This is a genomic window from Anaerobutyricum hallii (genome assembly GCF_900209925.1).
Classification (GTDB): domain Bacteria; phylum Bacillota; class Clostridia; order Lachnospirales; family Lachnospiraceae; genus Anaerobutyricum; species Anaerobutyricum soehngenii.
The window spans coordinates 1,241,186-1,253,231 of the sequence record NZ_LT907978.1; the positions used below are offsets into that span (position 1 = coordinate 1,241,186).

11 protein-coding genes and 3 pseudogenes are annotated in these 12,046 nt (G+C 38.4%); 8 read left to right on the forward strand and 6 right to left on the reverse strand.

From position 1 onward, the window contains the following. The first annotated feature begins 10 nt into the window (after positions 1–10). Positions 11–448: a hypothetical protein gene (locus EHLA_RS05675; RefSeq protein ID WP_096239654.1), complete on the forward strand. Its 438-nt coding sequence runs from the start codon at positions 11–13 to the stop codon at positions 446–448. Between the two features lie 67 nt (positions 449–515). On the opposite strand, the gene EHLA_RS05680 is transcribed toward EHLA_RS05675, so the two are convergent. After that, on the reverse strand, positions 516–743 hold the full coding sequence (locus EHLA_RS05680) for a type II toxin-antitoxin system MqsA family antitoxin (protein WP_096239656.1): 228 nt from the start codon (positions 741–743) through the stop codon (positions 516–518). Between the two features lie 182 nt (positions 744–925). After that, entirely contained in the window at positions 926–1,360 is a 435-nt protein-coding gene (tnpA, locus tag EHLA_RS05685) for an IS200/IS605 family transposase (RefSeq protein ID WP_096239658.1), read from the reverse strand. Between the two features lie 171 nt (positions 1,361–1,531). Between tnpA and EHLA_RS05690 the strand changes: the two genes are divergently transcribed. The 4 genes and pseudogenes from EHLA_RS05690 (at position 1,532) to EHLA_RS05710 (ending at position 6,478) form a co-directional block, all read left to right on the forward strand. Further along, positions 1,532–3,118, forward strand: a complete 1,587-nt coding sequence (locus tag EHLA_RS05690) for a hypothetical protein (RefSeq protein ID WP_096239660.1) — start codon at positions 1,532–1,534, stop codon at positions 3,116–3,118. A 459-nt stretch (positions 3,119–3,577) separates the two neighbouring features. Next, positions 3,578–4,225 carry a helix-turn-helix domain-containing protein gene (locus EHLA_RS05700; RefSeq protein WP_096239662.1) on the forward strand — a complete coding sequence of 216 codons (648 nt, stop codon included), beginning with the start codon at positions 3,578–3,580 and terminating at the stop codon, positions 4,223–4,225. 60 nt (positions 4,226–4,285) lie between these two features. Further along, positions 4,286–4,983 (forward strand): annotated as a pseudogene (locus EHLA_RS16995) (DNA alkylation repair protein). Between the two features lie 22 nt (positions 4,984–5,005). After that, positions 5,006–6,478 carry an ATP-binding protein gene (locus EHLA_RS05710; protein ID WP_096239664.1) on the forward strand — a complete coding sequence of 491 codons (1,473 nt, stop codon included), beginning with the start codon at positions 5,006–5,008 and terminating at the stop codon, positions 6,476–6,478. On the opposite strand, the pseudogene EHLA_RS17000 reads toward EHLA_RS05710, so the two are convergent. Further along, a pseudogene (locus EHLA_RS17000) lies at positions 6,403–6,636 on the reverse strand (DUF6783 domain-containing protein). The gene EHLA_RS05710 and the pseudogene EHLA_RS17000 overlap by 76 nt on opposite strands. On the opposite strand from EHLA_RS17000, the pseudogene EHLA_RS17005 reads away from it, so the two are divergent. From EHLA_RS17005 to hydF, 3 genes and pseudogenes are all read left to right on the forward strand, one after another. Further along, positions 6,574–6,759: pseudogene (locus tag EHLA_RS17005) on the forward strand (DUF6783 domain-containing protein); the annotation flags it as partial. The pseudogenes EHLA_RS17000 and EHLA_RS17005 overlap by 63 nt on opposite strands. Further along, on the forward strand, positions 6,759–7,784 hold the full coding sequence (locus EHLA_RS05720) for a threonine aldolase family protein (protein ID WP_096239669.1): 1,026 nt from the start codon (positions 6,759–6,761) through the stop codon (positions 7,782–7,784). The pseudogene EHLA_RS17005 and the gene EHLA_RS05720, both read left to right, overlap by 1 nt. A gap of 422 nt (positions 7,785–8,206) precedes the next feature. Beyond that, positions 8,207–9,433 carry a [FeFe] hydrogenase H-cluster maturation GTPase HydF gene (gene hydF, locus EHLA_RS05725; RefSeq protein WP_096239671.1) on the forward strand — a complete coding sequence of 409 codons (1,227 nt, stop codon included), beginning with the start codon at positions 8,207–8,209 and terminating at the stop codon, positions 9,431–9,433. A gap of 109 nt (positions 9,434–9,542) precedes the next feature. Here the strand turns inward: hydF and EHLA_RS05730 are convergent, their stop codons facing one another. From EHLA_RS05730 to EHLA_RS05740, 3 genes are all read right to left on the reverse strand, one after another. Next, positions 9,543–10,013: an HD domain-containing protein gene (locus tag EHLA_RS05730; RefSeq protein WP_021906896.1), complete on the reverse strand. Its 471-nt coding sequence runs from the start codon at positions 10,011–10,013 to the stop codon at positions 9,543–9,545. 68 nt (positions 10,014–10,081) lie between these two features. Beyond that, a complete protein-coding gene (locus EHLA_RS05735) occupies positions 10,082–11,407 on the reverse strand; it encodes an alpha-amylase family glycosyl hydrolase (RefSeq protein WP_096239673.1) in 1,326 nt (441 codons plus the stop codon). Positions 11,408–11,542: 135 nt separating this feature from the next. Continuing rightward, positions 11,543–11,779, reverse strand: a complete 237-nt coding sequence (locus EHLA_RS05740) for an HPr family phosphocarrier protein (protein WP_157908554.1) — start codon at positions 11,777–11,779, stop codon at positions 11,543–11,545. Positions 11,780–12,046 lie beyond the last annotated feature (267 nt).

Below are 12,046 nucleotides of genomic sequence, written 5' to 3' on the forward strand. Positions count from 1 at the left end.
GAAGAAGTAGATGATGAACGGCAATATTTCAATAGAGAAACTATGGTATGATGAAGACTTCTATGAAGTGCAGATTATAATGAGTACGGAGCAAATTCATTGTAAGATAAAGACATATATCGTTGATGAAGAAATTAATGCTCTTTCACAAAAAATATTAGATTATGTGAAAAACGATATAGGATTTTACTGGGAGATAGGAGAAGAAGATTCGGATAGCTGCCCTAAAATTATCATAGAATCATTTATAAAAGATATATCGGGACATATTGTGTTAAATATATCATGTCAGTTACAATCAATTGAAGAAAATGCAAAATGTAATTATAATTGCAAGTTCCCGATAAAAACGGAAGTGGGTTTGCTTTATAATTTTGCTAAGCAGCTACCGAAGCTTAATGAACAAGAAGTAGGGATGTATGTTGAGCTTTTGGAAAGCAAAGAATAGAATATTGACAGTCTCCAAAAAAGGAGCATATGCAGTATTACATATGCCCTTTCATTAAAAAATAAATTTATGCTGTTTGTTGATAATCTACTACCGCAATTTCAGTCAATACTCCTTTAATTTTTTGAATAATATTTTCAATTTTTTCTAAAGTTTCTCCTGATAAATATTCTTCTCCGCATTGGGTACATTTTTCACAAGGTACATTTTTTATAATAATATAACAATCATGATAATCAGTCATATACGTTGTTGTAGAAGTTTCAATATTCCCTTTACAATAAAAGCAAGTCACTTATCATTCTCCTTTCTGGTTTTGAAATCAGATTCCCATTTATTAATATCAGGAAAATATGCAGTTATAAGAAACAAATCAGCATCGTGTTGTCCGATCACTATATGGAGATATTTATCTTTTATGGACGAGAAGACCCAGTCGTAACTATGCTAAGGCTGGGATGAATCGTCCAGTTGGTGTTAAGACAGCTCACTCTTGCGGACATACTTCCTCTTAGGCTGTCCCTGCTTCTTGATATACTCTTCGATTACTTCCAGATTTGCTCCTCCAGTACTGCCAAGATAATAGCCGTCTGTCCAAAAAGAATCTCCCCACAGATATTCTTTAAGCTGCTCCTTATATTTCTTACGTACCTGTCTTGCACTGACCTGTTTCATCAGTCCGATATATCTTGCCAGCTCCTTATCAGGTGGCAGGCTGAACAGCAGGTGCAGATGATCCCTGTCTGCTTTTCCCTCGATAAGTTCTCCGCCCCATCCTTCCAGGAGATGACGCATCTCGTCTAACAAAAAATCTGCGATCTCATCTGTAATGCACGGCTTACGGTATTTTACAACAAAAACAGCGTGATAGGATAAACTCCATACACGGTGGCGTTCTCTTCTGATCTTCATGATCCTTGATCTCCTTCCACGAAAATATGTTCTATTGATATTGATAAGTTATCTGTTTTGTGCTATAATTATAGCATAAATAAAGCATATTTACAATCGTATGGTTAACTGGAAAGGAGTAAGACTATAGAGTATAAAAGTACATTCACAATCCCATCTGCAAGGATATATATGGATGAATTATCTTCTGTAGAGCAGGATATGGTCCGGCTGACTTTTCTCCGGTATAACCGCATGAAGGAATGGTACTATAACCAGTCTTATAATGAAAAATATCTGGGGATTCCTTTTGCCGTAGATGGCAAGACAGAGACTGCTCTTCTCAAAGAACATTACCGTGTCTTGTACGGAGGAAAGCTGTCTGATTATTATGTCACATCCTTGTTTTCTTCTGTCAATGGAATGAGGAAATCCCAGAAGAAATTATTAAAGCTTGCGGAGCAGGAACGGATGCAGCGGCAGGAGAACCGCCGGGAGAAAGCAGATTCCTTAAAAGAACGCCTTGTGCGGATGCAGGCAGGGAAAGACTGGCTGAAAGCCTTTGGGCGGTATCTTGCTGGGAAAGGAACAGAGCCAAAAGCCCCGTCTGTACAAAAGCAGGGATTCACTTATTCTAGCGGAAAACTTTTCTATCGTGGAAAAAAGAACCAACTCGTAGAAGCGGAGCCTTTTGTCTATGAACGGGAACTAGAGAAACGGATCCGGCAGACAAAAGCCCATATCGCACAGATCGAAGACAAGATCCGCCGGACAGATGAAAAAGCTGGCAGGATTCCCTCCCGCATCACATTCGGTTCTGAGAAACAGTACAAGAAGAAAGATACCCTTTCCCTTACGGGAAAAGAATTAAGGGCATGGCACCAGGAGCGTGACTTTGCAAGAAACCGTATCGTAAACTTCTCCGGTCGTGCTGTTTCCCCAGATGGGAATTACCTCTGTAAATATGATGCAGAGGGGCACACTCTGGAAGTAACAATGATCAATGGAGAGAAGATCCTGTTCCATGAAGTTCATTTTCCTTACCGTGGAGAAGAACTGGCACAGTACCTTAAAGAACGGAAAGGCTCTGTTGGCTATATGATGGAGCGCAAGAAAGACGGGAACGGCAGGGAATATCTTATCTTTAAGGCAGCCCTGACGGTGAAAAAAGACAATCTTAACTACAGTACATCCGATGGAGTCCTTGCTTACGACTTTAATTATGACCATATCGCATGGGCAGATGTTTCGTCAGATGGAAACCTCATCAAAGCAGGGGTGATCCCGTTTACGCTGGATGGGCTATCTTCCGGTCATGCAAAAGAAATCTTAGGTACTGCAGTAAAGAAGCTGGTTGCTCTTGCTACAGACAGGAAGAAACCGATCGTCCGGGAAGACCTTGATTTTGTAAGGAAGAAGGCACAGATGGAATACCGGGAAGATACCGCTGTACTTAAAGTAAACCCGGCGTATACCAGCCTTATCGCTAAAGTAAAATACATGAAACTAAAGAATCTGTCTATCCATTGTGCCGCAGCTTATGTAATCGGGCGCAGGGGGATGGGATTTTTAGAAAAACTACCATCTTACCTCAACTGTCTTGTGCCAAAGACACAGAAAAACCGCTGGAGAACCGTCTTTACCCACGCAAAAAAGGCAGGTCCTTCCTACTTTCGGAAGAATCTGCCTGTATGGGATAAATGGAAACAATTTGATGCCAATGTACATAACTATAACGAAAACTATTCCTTGTGGAAAGAATCCTATTCCATGCAATAAAACTTTGTAACTGTTCACTTATATATGTCACTGAAAACATGGAGCCTGCTGTACCGCTCTCTCGTTTTTCCCCAAGGTTAGGGGACTGGCGGGAAACGGATGGATGCGGCAGGCTCCCAACAGGAGGAAGCAGATGCTGCAGAGCCGGAAAGCCTGACCCATGCCAAAACAGGCACACCTGTTAAAGTTGGTGATGGTTGGTCTGGACCCATAGACACGAGCTAAATCTTGTATACCCCGTAGATTGTAAAGCCGGGGGTTCTCTCTGAAAAAAGATTGCCCTGCAATTTTCTTTTCAGACCGAATCCATGTCGTAACTATCGTAGATAGTTAAGGCATGGTAGTTCAATGCAAGGGATTCTAATGCGAGAGAAACGTATCGAAAAGAAATTCGTAACAGACATTATTATAAAAATGATATTTTTGTTTTGGATATTCTCAGAGAGGAGATGAAGGACAATGATTCACGCATACAGCGAATCTTATCTATATGATGCGAAGCAAAATCTGGCTGAATGTTTTGATTATGCGATTAGCAATTGTCGTTTTAATGCAGATATATTTTCAAGGCTGTTTGTCCAATCTGGATATGCAGACAAATTTGAGCGTGGAAATCCAGCGATTGTTTCAGGAATATCTGGGATAGAACTGGCTCAAGAAATCATTATGTATGCTTATATGAATTACAAATTTCCAAAAAAAATATTTTCCGAGGAACGTTCGGAATTCTATTGGGCTGGTTGGGCTTTGGCAGAGTATCAGTGGGTTACCTGTAGACGATTCAAAGATATTTTTTCAAGAATACCTCTTTCAGAAATTGTTACAATGTATAGCGTATATCATGAAATGGATATAGGGCATTTCATTGAAGATATAAATAAAAAATATATGAGCGTAACACAGGAAATTCATTTAAAAACAATTCGTGAAAATCGTGGCATATCTCAAGTAGAACTTGCAGCACTTTCAGGTGTAAAACTTCGTTCGATACAAATGTATGAGCAAAAAGTAAATGATATTGATAAAGCACAGGCGAGAACCCTTTACAAGCTTTCAAGAGTATTAGGATGCAGCATCGAAGATTTGTTAGAAAATCCGGAACTGTAAAAAGTTAATGCTTTTTATTTTTGGCAGTACCATAAATATATAGCGTCAGAAAGGAAAATCATGAACCAGAAAAATATAGTAAAAGATATACAGTCAAAACTTTTTGAACTTCAGGATATAAAGTATCGGGATTTTCATGCGAAGCTTATGCCGACGGTGAATAAGGAGAAGATTATTGGAGTTCGGATTCCTGTACTGCGTTCATTTGCAAAGGAGTTTGGTAAAACTAAAGAGGCAAAGCTGTTTTTGCAAGTGCTTCCACATTCATATTATGAAGAAAATAATCTGCATGGTCTTTTACTAGAGCAGATAAAGGATTACGAAAAGTGTCTACAGGAGCTGGAACGATTTCTGCCTTTTATAGATAATTGGGCAACCTGTGATTTGCTTGTTGTTCGTACGGTAAAAAGCATCTTGATGTATTTATAGAAGAGGTGTATCGCTGGATACAATCACAGCATACATATACGATACGATTTGGAATTGGTATGTTGATGCGATATTATCTGGATGAAAATTTTCAGATGGAGTATCCGGAAAAGGTGATGCAGATTTGTTCGGAAGAGTATTATGTGAATATGATGCGGGCATGGTATTTTGCTACGGCACTTGCAAAACAATATGAGAACATTCTTCCATTTATAGAGGATAAAAAGCTGGATGTCTGGACACATAATAAAACAATTCAAAAAGCAATTGAGAGTTATCGGATAACACCGGAGCAAAAAATGTATCTTAGAACATTAAAAATAAAGTAATGATTCCATTCGAGGTGACAAAGTGAAATCACTATCAATTTATACACTTACAAGAAATCAGAGTATAGAGCATATATCAAAACTGGAAAGACAGTTATCCGGAAGGAAGTTTCCTTTAAAAATACGTACCTGGGAATGGGGGAGTATGAGGGCATTGGCAGCTCAGTTGGAAATGCATATGCAGGAAGTATATTCCCTCCGTTTTTTCTATTCTTTCCAGATTCCAAGACTGGGAAAAGAGTTTGATCTTCTTCAGATTAAGGACAATTATATCGTAAATATTGAGTTAAAGAGTGGGGTAGTTTCGGATCAGGCAATTCGTAAGCAGCTGATTCAGAACCGCTATTATTTATCTGTTTTAGGAAGACCAATTCAATCTTATACCTATATTAGCAGCCAGAACAGGCTGGTTCGTCTGACACATCATGATCATATCGTGGATGCAGGCTGGGAAAGATTATGTGAGGATTTACAAAAAGAAGGTACGAATTATGAAGGAAATATCGAAGATTTATTTCGGGCGGAGTTATATTTGATTTCACCGATAACAGACCCTGTCCGTTTTTTAAAAAAGGAATATTTCCTGACTTCTCAGCAAAGAGATATTGAGAAAAAGATTTTAAGAGATATTTATGCAAAGCGATCAGGATGTTTTTGGTTTAGTGGAATTCCGGGAACAGGAAAAACCTTGCTTCTTTATGATATTGCTATGAAGCTGTCTGTTCGCCATCGAATCTGTATGGTACATTGCGAGGAGAATGGAGAAAAGTGGAGAATATTACATGAACGCTTGCAAAGAATTGATTTTTTGGCAGATGAGCAGATTCGCATCGAAGAAAGAAAAGCCGGAACACAAATACCGCTTGAAAAATATAGAGGGATTTTAGTTGATGAGGCACATTTGCTTTCCAAAGATAAGATAGAGAGATTGTTAGAGTTAAGCAAAGAGCAGCCTGTGATATTTTCCAGTGATTCCGAAGATGTTATCTCAACAGAAGAAATGGATAAAGAAAATATAAAAAAGTTGGAAAATCAGACAGATATTAAGGTGTTTCGATTGACAAATCGTATTCGGACGAATGCGGAACTTTCTACATTTATTCAGAATATGATGCATTTGCCGCCAAGAATGAATTCGCGGGGATATCCGCACATTTTTGTAGTATATGCAAATGATGATGTTGAGGCAGAGAATTTGCTAAGTGATTATATAAAGCAGGGATATCAGTGGATTGAAATAGAAGAATCAGAGAGGCAGGAAGCACAGGCAGATTTAAAAATGCAGGCGGTCAGAGATATGGATAAAATAGTTCTTCTTCTTGATGAGCGGTATTATTATGATGAAGAAGGATATCTAAGGGCAGCCTGTTTTATGAAAAATGGAAGTTCGTATGTAAGAAAGATTTTTCACAGGTTGAATCATGCAAAGGAAAGTATAGCTTTGGTAGTAAAGAAAAATGAGAAAGTATATAATACGTTGCTGGAGTTATTATAAACAAAAGAAAATAATGGGGAAGCGCTAGAGCGTGTTTGAAAAATCATTCCTACAATCTGTACGCCCCAATTTGCGGTATATTTTGCCTTCATTCAGTTGACGTAGCCCGCTACGCCGCCCTCATTCAGGCGAAATCTCCCACAAATTGTAACGCACATCTTGCAGAAAGCATTTTTCGAACACGCTCTAAAAAAATGTATTTTACCAAGTGTGTTTTCTCTACTTTTTTTGTTATATTTTGTGCTATAATAAAAATAATTTTTTTTAGAGGAGACATATAATGCTAGATTTTGTAAACGATTATTCAGAAGGCGCCCATGAAAAGATTTTACAGCGATTGTTAGAAACTAACATGGAAAAGCTGTCTGGCTATGGGACAGATCAATATTGTGAGTCAGCAAAACAGAAAATCAGGGAAGCCTGTGAATGTCCAGAGGCAGATATTTATTTTTTAGTTGGCGGAACACAGACGAATGCTACGGTTATTGATGCTTTGCTTGAGCAGTACGAAGGAGTTGTATCTGCAGATACAGGACATATCAGTACACATGAGGCAGGAGCAATTGAAGCATCCGCCCATAAAGTGTTGGCAATTCCGCATAAGAACGGGAAAGTTACTGCAAAAGCCGTAAAACAGTATTTTGCAGATTTTTATGCAGATGGCAACCATGAACATATGGTATTTCCGGGAATGGTGTATATTTCCCATCCGACAGAATACGGTACACTTTACAGTAAAAAAGAATTGGAAGAGTTGTCTATAGTCTGTCATGAATATGATGCACCACTTTATTTAGATGGTGCGAGACTTGGCTATGGTCTTGTCAGTGAAGAAAACGATGTAACACTAGCGGACATTGCTTCTTTATGTGATGCATTTTACATCGGTGGTACAAAGGTTGGAGCATTATGCGGAGAGGCAGTTGTATTTCCGAAGAATAATGCACCGAAGCATTTCATGACAATCATAAAGCAGCATGGAGCACTTCTTGCAAAAGGACGATTGCTTGGTGTACAGTTTGATACTCTTTTTACAGATGATTTATATCTTACAATTAGTAAAAATGCGATTAAAACAGCGAATACATTGAAAGAGGCTCTAAAAGAGAAGGGGTATACTTTCTATATAGATTCTCCAACAAATCAGATCTTTCTGGTCTTAGAAGATGAAAGATTAAAACAGTTAGAGGAAGAAGCAGCAGTCAGCTTTTGGGAAAAGGCAGATGATAACCACACGATCATTCGCCTTGCTACAAGCTGGGCTACAAAAGAGGAAGAAATCAAAGCACTGATTGAAATCTTATAAATTAGAGAGTATATTTATCTCAGTCGAGAAGACTCCCACCTCTTTCAGGTGGTGAGTGACAGCAAATTTGTCTCAGTGAGAGTCCAATCTCCGACTGAGATAAACGCTCCGCGAGGATGCGCAGTGATTCTGTAAAGAATATGTCAGCTTACGCTGACCAGAATCACGCGCCAAGTCTCGCGGCTGCTCGACTTGAATATTTTTAAGAAAAAAGTATCTATTACAAAGACAGATTTTAAGAAAAGAATCAAAGATATTTTTATGACTTTCACGTTATGGAATTCTGACCAAAAACTTCGAGAGAGTTATCGAGAAGTTTTGTTTTGGGGCAGAATGGAATGTTTAACGTGACGGAATAAAAATACTTTGTATTTTTTTCTTAAAATCGTCTGTAGACAAGTATAGTTTGAAAGGAGCATTTTATGAGTTTAAATGATACCCCATCCGGGGAAAGAATACATATTGGTTTTTTTGGCAGACGAAATGCCGGAAAGTCTAGCGTGGTAAATGCGGTGACCGGTCAGGAGCTGGCAGTTGTTTCAGATACAAAGGGGACAACAACAGACCCTGTTTCTAAAGCAATGGAGCTTTTGCCGTTAGGTCCGGTTCTGATTATTGATACACCTGGATTTGACGATGAAGGACAGCTTGGAGAACTTCGTGTGCGGAAAACAAAGCAGATATTAAACAAAACAGATATTGCAGTACTTGTTATAGATGCGGTAGAAGGTTTAAAGCAATGTGATGAAGAATTGCTATCTATTTTTAAAGAAAAAGATATACCGTATTTACTTGTATACAATAAAGAAGATATGCTTAAGGAAGAGCAAAAGGATCCTTTGGTAGAGGACAATAACAATGTGGTATATGTGAGTGCCCTGCAAAAGACGCATATTCAGGAATTAAAAGAAAAACTTGCAAAACAGATAAAAACAGAAGATCAGACATTACAGCTTGTTGGAGATCTTGTTCAGCCTTCTGATCTCATTATACTGGTTATTCCAATTGATTCTGCTGCGCCGAAGGGAAGACTGATTTTACCACAGCAGCAGGTTATCCGCGATATATTAGAAGCGGGAGGGGCGGCTATATGTGTGAAAGAAACAGAACTTTCGAAACTACTTACTGATCTGGGGAATCGTCCGAGTATGGTAATTACGGACAGCCAGGCGTTTGCTCAGGTGAGCCAGGTGGTACCGGAAGAAATTTTGCTTACCTCCTTTTCTATTTTAATGGCAAGATATAAGGGATTTTTAGATGAAGCGGTACAGGGAGCGGCAGCGATCCGACAACTGAAAGATGGAGATCGTGTTCTCATTTCAGAAGGGTGTACACATCATCGTCAATGTGATGATATCGGAACGGTAAAGATTCCTCGGTGGCTGAAAAATTATACAGGAAAGAATCTTATAATTGAAACCTCCTCCGGTCGGGAATTTCCAGAAGACCTTTCTCCGTTTTCATTAATTATTCACTGTGGCGGCTGTATGCTCAATGGACGTGAAATGAAGTATCGTATGAAGTGTGCAAAAGATCAGCATATCCCATTCACAAACTATGGAATTGCCATTGCACATATGCAGGGAATTTTAGAAAGAAGTATTCAAGTATTCCCCGATCTTGTTAAAAAGATAAAATCTGATCTGTAGATTTTAAAATCAACAAAAAAACGATATCTCTTAGATAGCTGAATGTGCATCTTATCTTAGGGATATCGTTTTTCTGTTATGTGTATTTATTGTATTAAAATCACACAAATCAAGCCTGTGCAGAACGCTTTGTAAGAGTTTCTACAGTAGAACAATATTTGTCTACAAGACATACCAGGAGTGCCTCACGACTTCGTGGCACTTTGGTAAGATTCAGCGGCCACATATGGTGTGCGATAATGTCCTTTTCTTTATCGGTTAAAGAAAAGCGGGTGCTGGCATTGAGAAGAGCAGTGTGTGCATGAGAAAATCCATGCCACTTATGGCTGTCATCTTTCTCGTGCCAGTCATAAAGATAAAAGTCGTGAAGAAAAGCACCAATGACAAGGGACTTTACGTTAGAACCAAGCCCCAGGCGTTTATTTAAGTAATAGCATACTTTTGTAACATACATAACGTGCTCGTACGTACTTACGCTGCCATGCTGACAGAAACTTTTCATGGAACGTGCTTCTTTACTATTACAGTATTTTTCTAATATTGTATGAATTTCCTGAATTTCTGTATTGCTTAACTTCATATAAAATCATCCTTTAAAATCATCATTTATATTATAGCCCTGTTACAATCTGTTGAAAATATTTGGACTTAGATTACTTCTGTCTTCCAGTAGGCAGCGCTATATGGAGGAAGATCCATGCCACCGCCAAAGTCAACAGTTTCTCCTGTAACAAGATCTGTTCCAAGACCGGAGCGCGCATTAAAATCAGCATGAAATGTGTTGGAATCAGCATTGATTGCAACAATAACACGTTCCTCATCACAGCTTCTTTCAAAAATGAGTTGTTTATCTCTTACAAGAAGATTTGCATAGCCACCGTTGTATAAAGCCGGGTGAGTGTGGTGTGCTTTCGCATAAGCGGCAATTGCATCAGAAAGTTCGTTCCATTCCGGTTTTTCAAGACGAGGACGAATCTCTTCATCACGACCCTGTTTTTTACCTTCAATGCCCCATTCACTTCCATAATATATAGAAGGAACACCTGGCATTCCAAATAGCAGGCCATAAATAACAGGCAGCTGCTGTTTATCCTCTAATATAGTGGCAATACGGCTGACATCATGATTATCTACAAAAGAGAGAAGATGCTTTCCGCGGTAAATACACCAGTTTTCATAACCAAACTGGCGGTTTAAGCTGTAGCTGATTTCATGCATGTTCGCACAGTTGAAACTGGAATACAATCCCTTGTAACATTCATAGTTTGTAACGGAATGACACTTCTCATCATTCATATACATATTATAATCGCCATGTAATGTTTCTCCCATAAGAACAAAATCTTCTTTCAGAGTACTGGTAAAACGGCGTAGCTCTTTTAAGTAAAAATCACTCAAACAGTAAGCAACATCAAGGCGGAGACCGTCAATACCATAAAGGTCTGTCCACTGTTTGATTGCATCGAACTGGTGTTGTCTGACATCCGGATTATCAAGATTTAACTTAACAAGTTCGTTATGTCCTTCCCATCCTTCATACCAGAATCCATCATTATATTCTGTATTGCCATCAAAACTTAAATGAAACCAGGCACAATAAGGACTGTCCCATTTCTTTTCCTGCACATCCTTAAATGCCCAGAAACCGCGGCCAACATGATTAAATACACCGTCAAATAAAATTTTAAGACCTGCCTCGTGAATAGCATCACATACTTCCTTTAAGTCATCGTTCGTGCCAAGACGGCGGTCTAGGGTGTAGTAATCTCTGGTGTCATATCCATGATAGTCACTTTCCATGAGAGGATTAAAGAGAACACAGGTAGCACCGAGCTTTTTAATATGAGAAATCCAGTCCTTTACTTCAAGGATGGAATGTCTCACGACACTGTCATCGCTGCTTCTTTCTTCATTTAAAACTCCACAGAGTCCTAATGGATAAATCTGGTAAACTACTGCTTCATCGAACCACATAAGCTGTCCCTCCTAAATATAGAAAATGCTCGTCAGCCTTAAAAAATTGAGCCTCCGAGCATTTTCATTATAGCATAAATTCTGTCAAGATTCAAATTGGAAGGTCCAATTTAGGCATACAATTTGAAGAAAAAACTATGCTGTGATATAAGGGGAGATTGCCTTCATGATCGTTGGCATCTCATTTTCTCTTTCCATGATTCTTAAATCAACTTTGTTGCGGATATCCATAGTCATTACTCCAAGAAGAGACTTGGCATCTACAACGTACTGTCCATAAATTAAGTCAAAGTGGCTTTCAAAATCTTCAATAGCTTTTACAAATGATGTCGCATTATCCACAGAGCCAAACTTGATTGTGACTGTTTTCATAATTCTACATCTCCTTATCATAAATGTATATTATACCGGTAAACAGATTGTCGGTATAAAAAATAAATATTTAATAAATCGTTTTGACGATTTTGGCTTATAATATTTCATATAAGGCAAAAAGTCAAGAAAAATTTTCAGAAGAAAGAAAATCGTAAAAAAAATAAAGTGAACATATTTTGAAAGCTTCTTGCATTTTTTATTCAAAATAGATATAATAGAATGGTGAGTATAAAATAATAAGAATTAAGAAAGGAAGGATACATT